This window comes from Streptomyces sp. NPDC012888, assembly GCF_042900645.1.
Lineage (GTDB): Bacteria > Actinomycetota > Actinomycetes > Streptomycetales > Streptomycetaceae > Streptomyces.
The window spans coordinates 23,363-37,864 of sequence record NZ_JBIBBM010000021.1 but is presented as its reverse complement, the minus strand read 5'-3'; the positions used below and the strand labels follow the sequence as shown (position 1 = coordinate 37,864).

The window sequence follows — 14,502 nt, the reverse complement described above, 5'->3', positions numbered from 1 at the left end:
GGCGGGGCCACGGGAATGGGGGATCTGCTCGTCTTCGTGCTGAGCGGCCTGGTCTCCGGCGCGCTGTACGCCCTGCTCGCCACCGGACTGGTGCTGTCGTACTCGGCGTCCGGACTGTTCAACTTCGCGCACGGGGCCACCGCCTACGTCTCCGCGCTCACCTTCTACGAGCTGCACTCCGGCCTCGGCTGGCCGGCCGTGCCGGCGGCGCTGCTCGTGGTGTTCGTGCTGGCCCCCGGCCTGGGCTGGGGGCTGGACCGGCTGATGTTCCGCAAGCTGGCGCGGGTCGGCGAGACCGCGCAGATCGTGGCCACCATCGGCCTGCTGGTCGCGCTGCCCGCCGCCGGGCTGTGGCTGGTGGAGCTGCTGGCCGGGGCCGGGGCGCCGGTGAAACCGGCGGAGAACCAGTTCGGGCTGCCCGGGGTGGGGCCCAGCCCCGCCAGGTCCTGGCAGCTCACCGAAGGGGTCGGCGTCGACTCCGACCAGCTGATCACCTGGGTGGTGACCGCCCTCGTCGCCGTGGGCCTGTGGGTACTGCTGCGGCACACCCGGGTGGGCCTGCGGCTGCGCGCCTCCGTGGACGACCGGTCGCTGACCGAGCTGCGCGGGATCAGCGCGGACCGCCTGTCCTCGCTGGCCTGGATGATCGCGTCCGGGCTGGCCGGGCTCGCCGGCGTGCTGGCCACGCCCCTGCTGGGGCTCTCCGCGCACGACTTCACCCTGTTCCTGTTCGTGTCGGCGACCGCCGCGGTCATCGGACGGTTCGCCTCGGTCCCGCTGGCGTTCGCGGGCGGGCTGGGGCTGGGCGTCCTGCAGAACCTCGTCGCCGGTTACGCGACCTTCGCCGAGCGGATCACCGGGTTCCGTACCGCCGTGCCCTTCCTGATCCTGTTCGGCGGGCTGCTGGTGCTGACCCGGCGGCAGCGGGCGGCCGGCGTGGCCGCGGTGGACCTGCCCGCGCCGGACCACCTCGCGGGGGCGTCCTGGCCGCGGCGGTGGGGGGTGTGGGCGGCGGGCGCGGTGCTGCTGGCCACGGCCTTCTACACCGTGACCACGCCGTTCTGGAGCGGGCTGCTCGCCCAGGGGCTGGCGATCTCGCTGGTGTTCATGTCGTTCAGCGTGGTCACCGGGCTGGGCGCCATGGTGTCGCTGGCCCAGGCCACGTTCGTGACGGGCGCTGCGCTGGTGGCCGGGCTGCTGATGAGCCGGGGCTGGCCGTTCGCCGCGGCACTGGCGGCGGGGACCTGCGCGGCGGCCCTGCTCGGGGCGCTGGTCGCGCTGCCCGCGCTGCGGCTGGGCGGGCGCACGCTGGCCCTGGCGACGCTCGCCCTGGCGTTCCTCGCCGACCAGGTGCTCTTCCAGCTGCGCTGGCTGCGGAACGGGGACACGGGCTGGCCCGTCCCCCGCCCGGTGGTGGGGCCGCTCGACCTCTCCGACGACCGGGCGATGGGCGTGGCCCTGGTGGTCGTCGTCACGGCGGTCGCCGCCGGGCTGAGCGCGCTGCGGAACTCGCCGGCGGGGCGCGCGATGCTGGCGGTGCGGTCCGCGCCGGTGGCGGCGATGGCCTCCGGGGTGTCGGTGCTGCGCACCAAGCTGCTGCTGTTCACGCTGTCGGCGGGGCTGGCGGGGTTCGGGGGCGTGCTCTACGCCTCGTACAACACGCGGATCACCGCGACCGACTTCACCGCGATGACGGGGCTGGTGTGGCTGGCGGTGGTGGTGGCCGCGGGGGTGCGGAGGCCGCAGTACGCGGTGGTGGCGGGGCTGGTGTTCGCGGTGATGCCGACGGTGTTCGCGGAGTACGTGACGGAGTCGGCGCACCTGCCGGTGATCCTGTTCGGGCTGGCGGGGCTGGCGCTGGCGAACGATCCGGACGGGTACTGCGCGGCGGTGCCGGTGCGGTGGGGGCGGCGGCGGGGGGCGGCGGGGTCGGGCCCCCCGGGCGGCCTCTCCCCCACCCCGCCCCTTCCCGGAACCGGGGCCCCGCCCCGGACCGCGGAACGGGCTGCGCCCGAACCCCCGGGGCTCCGCCCCGGACCCCGCGCCTCGAACGCCGGCGGGGCTGAGGTCCGGCCCCGCACCACCAGCGCCCCGCCGGGGCCCGGTGGGGCGCTGGTGTTGCGGGGGGTGGTCGCCGGGTACGGCGGGGGGTTCGTGTTGCACGGGGTGGACCTGAGCGTGCGGCGGGGCGAGATGCTCGCGCTGCTCGGCCCCAACGGCGCCGGCAAGAGCACCCTCTGCCGCGTGGCCGCCGGCGCCCTGGCGCCCGCCGCCGGCAGCGTGCACGTCGACGGCCGGGACGCCACCCGTGACGGCCCGGTGCGGCGGGCCCGCGCCGGGGTGCTGCTCGCGCCGGAGGGCCGCGGCACCTTCCCCTCGCTCACCATCGAGGAGAACCTAGCCCTGTACCTGCCTGAGGCCGACGCCCGCACCGCCGTCTACGACCGGTTCCCCCGGCTCGCCGAGCGCCGCGGGGTCCCCGCCGGCTCCCTGTCCGGCGGGGAACAGCAGATGCTGGCCCTCGCGCCGCTGCTCCAGCGGCCGCCCGCGGTGCTCGTCGCCGACGAGCCCTCGCTCGGCCTCGCGCCCCGCGTGGTGGACGAGGTGTACGCGCTGCTGACCGAGCTCCGCGCCGCCGGTACGGCGCTGCTGCTGGTGGAGGAGAAGGCCGCCGAGATCCTCGGCATCGCCGACACCGTCGCCTACCTCTCCCAGGGCCTCGTGTCGTGGTGCGGCCCCCGCGCCGAGGTGGAGGCGGACCGGCTGACCGAGGCCTACCTGGGGATGCGCCGATGAACGGTTACGTGGTGGAGGCGGTCGGGGTCGGGGTGCGGTTCGGCGGGGTGCGGGCCCTGCACGGGGTGTCCCTCGGGGTGCGGCCCGGTGAGGTGTGCGGGCTGATCGGGCCCAACGGGGCCGGGAAGACCACCCTCTTCGACGTGCTGTCGGGGATCCGGCGGCCCGACCAGGGCCGGATGCTGCTCGGCGGCGTGGACGTCACCCGCCGCTCGCCGGTCTGGCGGGCCCGGCACGGCATGCGGCGCACCTTCCAGCGGCAGCAGCTGTTCGGCCAGCTCAGCGTGGCCGAGAACCTGCTGGTCGCCCAGGAGTGGCGGGGCGGCGGCCCGCGGGGCCGGCGGCGCCGCGAACGGGAGCGGCGGGCCCGGGCCGAGGAGGTGCTGGCCGGGTGCGGGATCGCCGAGCTCGGCCCCTCGTGCGCGGGCGGGCTGCCGGTCGGCCGCGCCCGCATGGTGGAACTGGCGCGGGCGGTGGCGGATCCGCCCCGGGTACTGCTGCTGGACGAGCCGGCCTCGGGCATGTCGGCGCCGGAGCGGGAGCAGCTGGCGCGGGTGGTGCGGCGGCTCGCCGACGAGGAGGGCTGCGCGGTGCTGCTCGTCGAGCACAACGTGGCGTTCGTGATGGAGCTGTGCGCGCGGGTGGTGGTGCTGGACCTCGGCACGGTCCTCGCCGAGGGCACGGCGGCGGAGGTGCGGGCGGACCCGCTGGTCCGCGCGGCGTACCTGGGGACCGCCGGCTGAGCCGTGCGGGTGACCGGACCCGGCGGCGGGAATAGGCCCGCCCGGCCTCCGGTTGTCGGCGGTCGTACCCGTTCGGAAGCAGCACGCGACAGACTAGGGAACGGCCAGAAGTGAACCCCGCGCACCAGGTCCCCTCCATCACCCTCGGCAACGGCACGGCCATGCCGCAGCTCGGCTTCGGTGTCTGGCAGGTGCCGGACGGCGAGGCCGAACGGGCGGTCGGGACCGCCCTGGAGGCCGGCTACCGCTCCGTCGACACGGCGGCCGCGTACGGCAACGAGGAGGGCACCGGCCGGGCGCTGGCCGCGTCCGGGCTGCCGCGCGAGGAGCTGTTCGTCACCACCAAGCTGTGGAACCACGCCTCGGAGACGTGGAAGCGCGACAACGTGCTCCGCGAGTTCGACGCCTCCCTGGACCGCCTCGGCCTGGACTACCTCGACCTGTACCTGATCCACTGGCCGCGCCCGATGCGGGACGACTACCTGGCCATCTGGCACGCCTTCGAGGAGATCGCGGCCAGTGGGCGGGCCCGAGCCGTCGGCGTGTCCAACTTCCGCGCCGAGGACCTGCGCAGGCTCGGCGAGGTGAGCCCGCTGGTGCCGGCGGTGAACCAGGTCGAACTGCACCCGCTGTTCCCGCAGCGCGAACTGCGCGCGGTCCACGCCGAGCTGGGCGTCACCACGGAGGCCTGGTCACCGCTGGGGCAGGGCAAGGACCTTCTGTCGCTGCCCGAGGTGGCGGCGGTGGCCGCCAGGCACGGGCGGTCGCCGGCCCAGGTGGTGCTGCGCTGGCACCTGCAGCAGGGCATCGTCGCCATCCCCAAGTCGGTGACCCCGGCCCGGATCCGCGAGAACCTGGACGTGTTCGGCTTCGCGCTGGACGCGGAGGACATGGCCGCGCTGGACGCCCTCGGCGCGGGCCCGGCGGGCCGCCGGCTGGGCCCGGACCCGGCCGGCTTCGACCTGTAGGCGCGGGGTGTGGAGGGCGTGTACGTACTGAGGAACGCCGCGGACGGACGGGTACTGGAGGTCGAGGGGGACCGGACGGGAGGCGGCTCGCGGGTGCGGCTGGGCCCGGAGCGGGCGGAGCCGGCGGGCGCGCAGCACTGGCGGATCCTGCCGGTGCACGCGGGCGCCGGGATGCACCACGTGGAGCACGTGCGCAGCGGGAAGCGGCTGGACGTGGCGGGGGCCTCGACGGAGAGCGGCGCGCGCGTCCAGTTGTGGAAGGCGAACGGGTTCGGGGCCCAGGAGTGGCTGGTCGAGGAACACCTCGACCAGCCGGGGGTCGTGTCGCTGATCGCCTGCATCAGCGGCTTGCCGCTGGACGTGGACGAGCAGGGGCGCGCCCGCCAGTGGGAGGAGACGGACTCCCCGTCGCAGGGCTGGCGCCTCGAACCGGCCTGACGCGCGCCGTCGCCTCCGCTCATCCGCCGGGGGCGGTGGCCGCGGCCCGGTACCGGCCGGGGGTGGTGCCGAACTCGCGGCTGAAGGCGTGGGAGAGCGCGTACGGGGTGCCGTAGCCGACGCGGCGGGCGATGGCGGCGAGCGGGTCGGGGGTGTCGCGGAGCAGTCCGGCGGCCAGGGTCAGCCGCCACCAGGTGAGGTAGGCCATCGGCGGGCGGCCGACGAGGGCGGTGAACCGGCGGGCCAGCGTGGGGCGGGAGACGCCGGCTTCGGCGGCGAGGCGGTCGTTGGTCCAGGGCGCGGCCGGCTCGGCATGCACGGCGCGTACGGCGGCGGCGACCACCGGGTCGCCGAGGACGGCGGGCCACACCCAGGAGCCGGTGCCGGTGCGGGACGGGGTGCCGGTGCCGGGTCGGGGTCGGGGTCCGGGTCCCGTACCGGACGCGGCGGCGGCCGCGGTCCCGGCCTCGTGCATCCAGGAGCGGATCATGTACACGAGGAGCAGGTCGAGCAGGCTGGGCACGGCGATCGACGAGCCGGGCCGGCCTTCATCCAGCTCACGGCCCAGCAGGTCGATGGCGGACCGGAGTTCGGGATGGCCCCCGACCCGGTGCGGGAGGTGGACCAGCGCCGGCAGCTCCGCCATCAGCGGGTGCTGCCTGCTGCGGTCGAAGCGGTACTTGCCGCACAGCATCTCCGTGGCCCCGGCGCGCCCGGCGGGGACGGGCGGCGGGCCCGGTTCCCGGCCCCGCTGCCACGACTCGAAGGGCACGGCCCCGGCCACGGTGGCGGCGTCGGCCACGGAGTCGGCGATCACGTGCCCGGTCCCGTGGGGCAGCAGCACGGCGTCGCCCGGGCCGAGCGCGACCGGCTCCCCGCCGTCGGGCAGCAGCCAGCATCCGCCCGCCAGGACCACGTGGAAGCCGGCGCCCTCGTACGGGGCGAGCCGGGTGCACCAGCTGCCGCCCACCCGCACCCGGTTGGAGGCGGGCCGGCCCGTACGTACGGCGGAGATCGCGTCGCTCACCACGTCCATGCGGCCAGGGTAGCCGCGCGGCACACGTCGGCGTCGCGCCGCTGAGACGGAGGCGTATTCCCCTGATCCGGGCACGCATTGAGGGACTCACCGGGCGTCCCTAGGGTCGGAGACATGAGCACTGAGGGCGCGCAGCGCGCGGTATGGGGCGAGGTCGAGGTCATCCGGGTCGTCGAGTGGCAGGGCGCGTTCGCGCCGGCCCGGACGCTTGTCCCGGACTCCACCGAGGAGCTGTGGAAGGACAACGGGGACTGGCTGGTGCCGGACCACTGGGAGCCCGGCGCCGACGTGGCGGTGATGGCCCTGCAGACCTGGGTGCTGCGCAGCGGCGGCCGGACCGTACTGGTCGACACCGGTGTGGGCAACGGGCGCGAGCGGCCCGGCTCCCCGGCGTTCCACCACTGGCAGGGTGACTTCCTCGGCCCGCTGGAGCGGGCCGGGGTGCGCCCGGAGGACGTGGACCTGGTCGTCAACACCCACCTCCACGCCGACCACGTCGGCTGGAACACCAGGGCCGTGGACGGTGAGTGGGTGCCCACCTTCCCCAACGCCCGTTACCTGCTGCCGGCCGCCGACGCGTTCCACTTCGGGCCGGACAACGCGTACGGCGGCGGCCTGAGCGAGGACGACCGGCTGGTCTGGGAGGACAGCGTCGCGCCGGTCCTGCGGGCGGGGCAGGCCCAGCTGTGGGACGGCGAGCACCGCGTCGACGAGCACCTGGTACTGGAGTCCGCGCCCGGCCACACCCCCGGCTCCTCGGTGCTGCGGCTCGCGTCGGGGGACGACCGGGCGGTGTTCGTCGGGGACCTCCTGCACAGCCCGGTCCAGATCCTGGAGCCCGGCTGCAACAGCTGCTTCTGCCTCGACGCCCGGGGTGCGGCGGCCAGCCGGCGCCGCATCCTGGGCCGGGCCGCCGCCGAGCGGGAGCTGGTCGTGCCCGCGCACTTCGGCGGTACGGGGGCCGTACGGGTCCGCCCGGCGGGCGGGGGTTTCGCCGTGGAGGGGTGGGCGGCGGCCTGACCGGTGTCAGCAGGCGGTGTCAGCCGGCGGTGTCAGCCGGCGCCGTGGGCGGGGGCGATGCCCTCGATCCGCTGGGCGAGCTCGAAGTCGGTCTCGGTGACGGCGTCGCCCGCGCTGTGCGTGTTCACGGCGAGCCGTACGGTGTCGTAGCCGAGGGTGACGTCGGCATGGTGGTTCAACTCGTCCTGGACGGCGACGATGTGGGCGACGAGCGCACCGGCGGCGACGTGCGTGCCCAGCCGGTAGGTGCGGAGGATGCGGTCGTCCTCGAAGGCCCAGCCCGGGAGTTCCCGCAACCGGTCCTCGATCTCCTTCTGCGAAAGCGGCTCACTCGGCATGTGCCGGCTCCTTCCCCGGTCCCACTGATGGTGACGTGTTGTCAAGGTTCCCACAGCACGGCGGCGGGGGAAGGTTTCGCGCCATAGTGCGCGCGGGTTCTCCTGTGCCTTCCGCGGCCCGCGGGGCGCCCCTATGCTCCTGCGCCGGACATGCTGTTACCGCCGGTAATGAGGGGGCGTCCCATGACAGGCACGGACCGTACGGAACGCACGGACGGCACGGAACGTTCGGACGGCGGCGCGGCGGTCCGGGCCCCGGGTTCCCGGCGCGCCTTCCTCGCGGGCACGGCGGCCGCCGGCGCCGCCGCGGCCCTGACCGCCGCCGGGCCGGCGGCCTCCCCCGCGGCCGCCGCGACCGCCGCCTCCGGGGCGCCGGCCGGGGCGACGGCCGGGCCGGCTGCCGCCCGCCGGGTCGCGGTCCTCGGCGGCGGCGTCGCCGGGCTGACCGCCGCCCACGAACTCGCCGAGCGGGGGTACGCGGTCACCGTGTACGAACGCCGGGCCCTCGGCGGCAAGGCCCGCAGCATGGGCGTACCCGGCAGTGCCCGCGGCGCGCGCCGCCCGCTCCCCGCCGAACACGGCTTCCGCTTCATCCCCGGCATCTACCACAACCTGCCGGACACCATGAGGCGCATCCCCTTCCCCGGCAACGCCGACGGCGTCTGGGGCAACCTGGTCGCACCCCCCGAGATGATGTTCGCGCGGGCGGGCGGCCGGGAGGACCTGCGGGCACCGATCCCCTGGCCCGGGCACTCCCCCGCCCCGCTCACCCTGGACGAGATCCGCCGGATGCTGACCGGGTTCGTGCAGACCTTCGTCCGGCTGCCGCTGCACGAGACGGCGTACTTCGTGGACCGGGCCCTGGTCTTCCTCACCAGCTGCGACGAACGGCGCGACGAGGTGTGGGAGCGCACACCGTGGTGGGAGTTCACGCGTGCCGCACGGATGTCGAACGAGTACCAGCGGATCCTCGCCGTGGGCGTCACCCGCAACATCGTGGCCACCAAGGCGGAGGAGGCGTCCACCCGCACCGTCGGCACCCTCGGCGAGGCCTTCGTCTTCAACGCGCTCGGCCGCGGCGCGGACGGCCCGCCCGACCGGATCCTGAACCTCCCCACCAACGAGGCCTGGATCGACCCCTGGGAGGCCCATCTGCGTTCCCTGGGAGTCGAGTTCCGGATCGGCTGGACCGTACGGGAGGTCCGGTACGGCGACGGCCGGGTCAGCGGTGTCATCGTCGAGGGCCCGGACGGAGCAAGGGAGACGGTCACCGCCGACCACTACGTGTCGGCGATGCCGGTGGAGCACGCCCGCCGGACCTGGGGGGCCCAGCTCCGCGCCGCCGACCCGATGCTGGTCCGCTGCGACCGGCTGCAGACGGACTGGATGACCGGCATCCAGTTCTACCTGACCGAACGGGCCCCGCTGGTCCACGGCCACCTCAACTGCATCGACTCGCCCTGGTCCCTGACCGCCATCCAGCAGGCCGAGCACTGGCCGGCCCGGGACTTCGCCGCCGACTACGGCGACGGCAGCGTGGTGGACGTCCTGTCGGTGGACATCTCGGAATGGGACAAACCCGGGATCCTGTACGGGAAGACGGCCAAGCAGTGCACCCGCGAGGAGGTCGCCCGCGAGGTGTGGGCGCAGCTGAAGGCCTCCCTCAACGACACCGGCCGGACGCTGCTGCGGGACGGCGCCCTGCACTCCTGGTTCCTGGACCCGGGCGTGGACGGGCTCGGCACCCCGAACCCGGTGAACGAGGACGAGCTGCTGATCCACCCCGTGGGCACCCTCTACGACCGGCCGACGGCCGCCACCCGGATCCCCAACTTCTTCCTCAGCGGCGACTACGTGGCGGTCGACATCGACCTGGCCACGATGGAGGGCGCCAACGCCTCGGCCCGAGCCGCGGTCAACGCGCTGCTGGACCGCGACGGTTCGGAAGCCGCCCGCTGCACGATCCACCGGCTGTACCGGTCGCCGGAGGTCGAGGCGCTCAAGCGGCACGACCGGTGGCGGTACCGGCTCGGCCTGCGGAACGTACTCGACGTGGGCTGAAGACCCGGTGGGCTACCGTCGTGCGCATGACGACTGCTGCCCGTGTCACCGTAGGGTCCCTGCTCCGCACGTGGCGGGAGCGGCGCGGCATCAGCCAGCTGGAACTGGCCGGCCGCGCCGAATCCTCCTCCCGGCACATCAGCTTCATCGAGACCGGGCGGTCCCGGCCCAGCGAGGACATGGTGCTCAAGCTCGCCGACCACCTCGACGTGCCGATGCGGGACCGCAACGCCCTGCTGCTGGCCGCGGGTTACGCGCCGCGCTACGCGCACACCCCGCTCGACGACCCGTCGATGGGGACGCTGCGCGAGGGGCTGGAGCGGCTGCTGACGGGCTACGAGCCGTACCCGGCCCTGGTCGTGGACGCCGCGTACCACGTGGTCGCCGCCAACCGGGGCGTCCTCATGCTGCTCGACGGGCTCCCGGAGCACCTGCTGGCCCCGCCGCTGAACGCGATGCGGATCACGCTGCACCCCGAGGGCCTGGCGCCGCGGATCGTCAACATCAGGGAGTGGCGCGGGCACCTGCTCGCCCAGATGGAACGGCAGATCGCCCTGGCCCGCTCCGAACCGCTGCGCGCGCTGTACGAGGAGGTGTCGGCGTACCCCGTCCCGCACCGCACGGGCGACGCGGAACCGGCCGAGCCCGTCCCGTACTTCGCCCTTCCGCTGGTCATCGAACACGACGACCGGGTGCTGTCGTTCGTGTCGTCCATCTCCACCTTCAACACCCCGATGGACGTGACCGTCGCCGAGCTGGCCATCGAGACGATGCTCCCGGCCGACCCGGCGACGGCGAAGTACCTCCGCTCACTGGGCGGTTGAGGCGCGCAGGGCGATCTGCTGGAGCACGGCGAACGTGGCGACGGTGAGGGCCTGCGCGGGGATCCACACGGCGCCGGCGGCGGTCGGGGTGAACCAGAGGAGGACCGCGACGACGCTGAGCGCGGCCCAGGCGTAGTTCGTCTCGACCACGGCCTTCACCGCGAAGGGGGCCGGCTGCCGCCGGGAGGCCAGCCGTCCCACGGCGGCGCCGTACGCCACGAGCAGCAGCCCGAGCCCCAGCAGCAGCCCCTCCCCGACGCCGAGCAGCCGTCCCAGCGGCCCGGAGAAGGCCGCGTACGCCAGGCCGTTGGCGCCGGTGACGACCGCGTCGAGGGCCAGGAACCGGCGCAGCGCCAGCCGCGGCTCGGCGGTGCGGGCGATACCGGTGAGCAGGGTCGCGGACATGGGAACCATCCTCCTTGGGCGGGCCGAACACGCTGGTCACAGCCGGGCCCGGACCGGAACGCCCCCAGCCACCGCCAGGAGGTCCCCCGTCCCCGGAACCCGACACGACCACCATGCCGGGCCCCCGCGGGAGGGTCGATTACCTGCCGGGTAATGCAGGTCGCGGGGCGGGCGGGCCCGCCGTGGGCCTGGCAGGCCCGCCCGCACGGCGGCGGCGGGTCAGCCGTCGAGGTCGGTGAGGGGGATGCCCGCCTGGGCGGCGGCGGCCTCCACGGTCTGTTCCAGCAGGACCGCGATGGTCATCGGGCCCACGCCGCCCGGGACCGGGGTGATCAGGGAGGCGCGCTCGGCGGCGGAGGGGAAGTGGACGTCGCCGACGTTGCCCTCGTTGTAGCCGGCGTCGAGGACGACCGCGCCCGGCTTGATGTCCTCGCCGCGGATGAACTCCGCCTTGCCGACCGCCGCGACCAGGACGTCGGCCTGCCGGACGAGGGCGGAGAGGTCCCGCGTGCGGGAGTGGCAGTAGGTGACGGTGGCGTTGCGCTCCAGCAGGAGCATGCCGGCCGGCTTGCCCAGGATGGCGCTGCGGCCGACGACCACGGCGTGCTTGCCGGTCAGGTCGACGTCGTACTCCTCCAGGAGCCGCATGATGCCGCCCGGGGTGCAGGAGACGAAACCCGGCAGGCCGAAGCCCATGGCGGCGAAGGAGTGCATGGTGACGCCGTCGACGTCCTTGGCGGGGGCGATCGCCTCGAACGCGGCGCGCTCGTCGATGTGGTGCGGCACCGGGTGCTGGAGCAGGATGCCGCTGATCTCCGGGTCCTCCGAAAGGGCGGTGATGACGGCCACCAGCTCCTCCGTGGTGGTGCCGGCGGGCAGCGCCACGTGGCGGGAGGTGATGCCGGCCTTGGCGCAACGGTTCTGCTTCATGCGGACGTACGTCACGGAGGCGGGGTCCTCGCCGACCAGCACGGTGGCCAGGCAGGGCGCGGTGCCGGTGCGGGCGGTGAGCGCGGCGGCCCGGGCGGCGGTCCGCTCGGTGACGCGGCGGGCGAGGGCGGTGCCGTCCATCAGGCGGGCGGTGGCAGTCGTCATAGGGGTCTCCTGAACGTCGCTGCGGGATCGCGGTTCGCCCAGGCGCGCGGCATCGGCGCACGGCACCCCCCGTGGGGTGTGCGCCGGGCCGCTCCCCGGTGGTGATCCACCCGAACGCCAGTCACGGCCCGCCGCCCACTGTAGTCGACGGGCCGGCGATGCCTTATCGGGTGGAACGGCCACGCCCGAACTGGGACGATCAACGCATGACACGCACTTTCGACCATCTCGTGGCCGAGGCCGAGTCGGTCTCGGTGGACGGCTGGGACTTCTCCTGGCTGGACGGACGGGCGACCGAGCAGCGGCCGTCCTGGGGTTACCAGCGCCTCCTGCGGGAGCGGCTGGGCTCCGTCCGGTCGGCCCTCGACATCCAGACCGGCGGCGGGGAGGTGCTGGCCGGCGCGGCGCCGCTGCCGCAGCTGACGGCGGCCACCGAGTCCTGGCCGCCGAACGTCGACCGGGCCACCCGGCTGCTGCACCCGCTGGGCGCGGTGGTCGTCGCCGACTCCGACGAGCCGCCGCTGCCGTTCGGCGACGAGGCCTTCGACCTCGTGGCCAGCCGCCACCCGGTGACCATCTGGTGGGACGAGATCGCCCGGGTGCTGAGACCCGGCGGGATCTACCTCTCCCAGCAGGTCGGACCGGCGAGCGTCTTCGAGCTGGTCGAGTACTTCCTCGGCCCGCAGCCGGAGGAGGTCCGCCGGGCCCGGCACCCCGACGACGCGGTCAAGGACGCGGAGAAGGCGGGTCTGGAAGTGGTCGACCTCCGCTCGGAACGCCTGCGCACCGAGTTCCACGACATCGGGGCGGTGATCTACTTCCTGCGCAAGGTGATCTGGATGGTGCCGGGCTTCACGGTGGGCCATCACCGGGACCGGTTGCGGGAGCTCCACGAGCGGATCGAGCGCGACGGGCCGTTCGTCGCCCACACCGCCCGGTTCCTGATCGAGGCGCGGAAACCGGGCTCCGGCCGCTGACCGTTTCGCGGGAGCGTGGCGCAGGTCACTCAATTCAGCGCGTAACGAATCCTGTCGGGCGCGCGATGAACCGACAGGTGTCCTCGCGCGGCGCCGGAATACCGACCCCCTCGGGGGCGTTCTCGCAGGGCCGCGCGATGATGTCCCGCCCGTCCTTTATCTGTTCGCAATCGAGAGGCTCCTTGTGTCGCTCAGCCCGTCCCGTACGTTCCCTCCGGAGATCGCCGAATCCGAGGCCCTGGTCGCTCTCGTCGAGCGCGGCCGCGAGCAGGGTCACATCAACGGTGACGACGTGCGCCAGGCCTTCGAGACCGGCCGCATCCCGGTGGACCAGTGGAAGCGGGTCCTGCGCAGCCTGAACCAGGTCCTGGACGAGGAGGGCGTCGCGCTGCACGTGAGCGCCGCCCCTGCCACGAAGACCGCCGCGAAGAAGCCCCGCAAGGCCGCGGCGGCACCCGCCCGCACCACCGTGAAGAAGGCCGCGGCCCCTCCCCGGCCCATCGGCGCGCGCAAGACGGCCGCAGCGGCCCCCGCCGCCGCGGCGGCGATATCCGCTCAGCCCGAGGCGGCCTCCTCCGAGGACGGTGCCGCGGCCGTGGCCGCGCCCGCCGCCGAGCCGAAGAAGCGGGCCGTCAAGAAGACCGCCACCGCCAAGAAGGCCACCGCCACCAAGAAGACGGCGGCCAAGAAGACCACCGCCAAGGACGCCGACGCCGACACCCCGGACCTCGAGAACGAGGAGCTCTTCGAGAACCTCGAGGACGAGACCGAGGAGGACCCCAAGGCCGGGCAGGGCTTCGTGCTGTCCGACGAGGACGACGACGACGCCCCGGCCCAGACCGTCATGGTGGCCGGCGCCACCGCCGACCCGGTCAAGGACTACCTCAAGCTCATCGGAAAGGTGCCGCTCCTCAACGCCGAGCAGGAGGTCGAGCTCGCCAAGCGCATCGAGGCGGGCCTGTTCTCCGAGTACAAGCTCGAAGAGGAGGAGGACCTCAAGCCCGCGTACCGCCGTGAGCTGGAGATCCTCGTCGAGGACGGCCGCCGGGCCAAGAACCACCTGCTGGAGGCCAACCTCCGCCTCGTGGTCTCCCTCGCCAAGCGCTACACCGGCCGCGGCATGCTCTTCCTGGACCTCATCCAGGAGGGCAACGTCGGCCTGATCCGCGCCGTGGAGAAGTTCGACTACACCAAGGGCTTCAAGTTCTCCACCTACGCGACCTGGTGGATCCGGCAGGCGATCACCCGTGCCATGGCCGACCAGTCGCGCACCATCCGCATCCCGGTGCACATGGTGGAGATCATCAATAAGCTGGCGCGCGTCCAGCGCCAGATGCTCCAGGACCTCGGCCGCGAGCCCACCCCGGAGGAGCTGGGCAAGGAGCTCGACATGACCCCCGAGAAGGTCATCGAGGTCCAGAAGTACGGCCGCGAGCCGATCTCCCTGCACACCCCGCTGGGTGAGGAGGGCGACAGCGAGTTCGGTGACCTCATCGAGGACTCCGAGGCGGTCGTGCCGGCCGACGCGGTCTCCTTCACCTTCCTCCAGGAGCAGCTCCAGTCCATCCTGGGCACGCTGTCCGAGCGCGAGGCGGGCGTGGTCTCCATGCGGTACGGCCTGAACGACGGCCAGCCGAAGACCCTGGACGAGATCGGCCGCGTGTACGGGGTCACCCGTGAGCGCATCCGCCAGATCGAGTCCAAGACCATGTCGAAGCTGCGCCACCCGTCGCGTTCCCAGGTGCTGCGCGACTACCTGGACTGATCGGGCCGTAGCCCGCGAGGACACGGAAGCCCGCGC

General features: G+C 74.1%; 13 protein-coding genes. 9 read left to right on the top strand and 4 right to left on the bottom strand.

The window, feature by feature from the left end:
* Nucleotides 1-15 precede the first annotated feature (15 nt).
* The 4 genes from ACFY61_RS29880 to ACFY61_RS29865 all read left to right on the top strand — a co-directional run bounded on the left by ACFY61_RS29880 (nucleotide 16) and on the right by ACFY61_RS29865 (nucleotide 4,945).
* The gene (locus tag ACFY61_RS29880; RefSeq protein ID WP_389477099.1) at nucleotides 16-2,796 is read left to right on the top strand and encodes an ATP-binding cassette domain-containing protein; all 2,781 of its coding nucleotides are present in this window, start codon (nucleotides 16-18) and stop codon (nucleotides 2,794-2,796) included.
* The gene (locus ACFY61_RS29875; protein WP_389477097.1) at nucleotides 2,793-3,539 is read left to right on the top strand and encodes an ABC transporter ATP-binding protein; all 747 of its coding nucleotides are present in this window, start codon (nucleotides 2,793-2,795) and stop codon (nucleotides 3,537-3,539) included. The genes ACFY61_RS29880 and ACFY61_RS29875 overlap by 4 nt, the downstream gene beginning before the upstream one ends.
* 110 nt (nucleotides 3,540-3,649) lie before the next feature.
* Nucleotides 3,650-4,507 (top strand): aldo/keto reductase, encoded by an 858-nt coding sequence (locus ACFY61_RS29870; protein ID WP_389477095.1) that lies wholly within the window; start codon nucleotides 3,650-3,652, stop codon nucleotides 4,505-4,507.
* A gap of 18 nt (nucleotides 4,508-4,525) precedes the next feature.
* Nucleotides 4,526-4,945: an RICIN domain-containing protein gene (locus ACFY61_RS29865; protein WP_389477093.1), complete on the top strand. Its 420-nt coding sequence runs from the start codon at nucleotides 4,526-4,528 to the stop codon at nucleotides 4,943-4,945.
* 19 nt (nucleotides 4,946-4,964) lie between these two features.
* Here ACFY61_RS29865 and ACFY61_RS29860 read toward each other — a convergent pair whose 3' ends face one another.
* On the bottom strand, nucleotides 4,965-5,981 hold the full coding sequence (locus ACFY61_RS29860) for an AraC family transcriptional regulator (RefSeq protein WP_389477091.1): 1,017 nt from the start codon (nucleotides 5,979-5,981) through the stop codon (nucleotides 4,965-4,967).
* A gap of 114 nt (nucleotides 5,982-6,095) precedes the next feature.
* On the opposite strand from ACFY61_RS29860, the gene ACFY61_RS29855 reads away from it, so the two are divergent.
* Nucleotides 6,096-7,001 carry an MBL fold metallo-hydrolase gene (locus tag ACFY61_RS29855; RefSeq protein WP_389477089.1) on the top strand — a complete coding sequence of 302 codons (906 nt, stop codon included), beginning with the start codon at nucleotides 6,096-6,098 and terminating at the stop codon, nucleotides 6,999-7,001.
* A gap of 32 nt (nucleotides 7,002-7,033) precedes the next feature.
* Here the strand turns inward: ACFY61_RS29855 and ACFY61_RS29850 are convergent, their stop codons facing one another.
* Nucleotides 7,034-7,339 (bottom strand): 4a-hydroxytetrahydrobiopterin dehydratase, encoded by a 306-nt coding sequence (locus ACFY61_RS29850; RefSeq protein ID WP_389477087.1) that lies wholly within the window; start codon nucleotides 7,337-7,339, stop codon nucleotides 7,034-7,036.
* 183 nt (nucleotides 7,340-7,522) lie between these two features.
* On the opposite strand from ACFY61_RS29850, the gene ACFY61_RS29845 reads away from it, so the two are divergent.
* Together ACFY61_RS29845 and ACFY61_RS29840 are read left to right on the top strand one after the other, a co-directional pair.
* Nucleotides 7,523-9,400 (top strand): FAD-dependent oxidoreductase, encoded by a 1,878-nt coding sequence (locus ACFY61_RS29845; RefSeq protein ID WP_389477085.1) that lies wholly within the window; start codon nucleotides 7,523-7,525, stop codon nucleotides 9,398-9,400.
* A 26-nt stretch (nucleotides 9,401-9,426) separates the two neighbouring features.
* Nucleotides 9,427-10,224, top strand: a complete 798-nt coding sequence (locus ACFY61_RS29840) for a helix-turn-helix domain-containing protein (protein WP_389477083.1) — start codon at nucleotides 9,427-9,429, stop codon at nucleotides 10,222-10,224.
* Here ACFY61_RS29840 and ACFY61_RS29835 read toward each other — a convergent pair.
* Nucleotides 10,210-10,629: a hypothetical protein gene (locus ACFY61_RS29835; protein WP_389477081.1), complete on the bottom strand. Its 420-nt coding sequence runs from the start codon at nucleotides 10,627-10,629 to the stop codon at nucleotides 10,210-10,212. The genes ACFY61_RS29840 and ACFY61_RS29835 overlap by 15 nt on opposite strands.
* A gap of 219 nt (nucleotides 10,630-10,848) precedes the next feature.
* A complete protein-coding gene (locus tag ACFY61_RS29830) occupies nucleotides 10,849-11,724 on the bottom strand; it encodes a bifunctional 5,10-methylenetetrahydrofolate dehydrogenase/5,10-methenyltetrahydrofolate cyclohydrolase (RefSeq protein WP_389477079.1) in 876 nt (291 codons plus the stop codon).
* A 206-nt stretch (nucleotides 11,725-11,930) separates the two neighbouring features.
* Between ACFY61_RS29830 and ACFY61_RS29825 the strand changes: the two genes are divergently transcribed.
* A complete protein-coding gene (locus ACFY61_RS29825; protein WP_389477077.1) occupies nucleotides 11,931-12,701 on the top strand; it encodes a class I SAM-dependent methyltransferase in 771 nt (256 codons plus the stop codon).
* A 184-nt stretch (nucleotides 12,702-12,885) separates the two neighbouring features.
* Nucleotides 12,886-14,466, top strand: coding sequence for an RNA polymerase sigma factor (locus ACFY61_RS29820; protein WP_389477075.1), 1,581 nt, complete (start codon nucleotides 12,886-12,888; stop codon nucleotides 14,464-14,466).
* The last annotated feature ends 36 nt before the right edge of the window (nucleotides 14,467-14,502 follow it).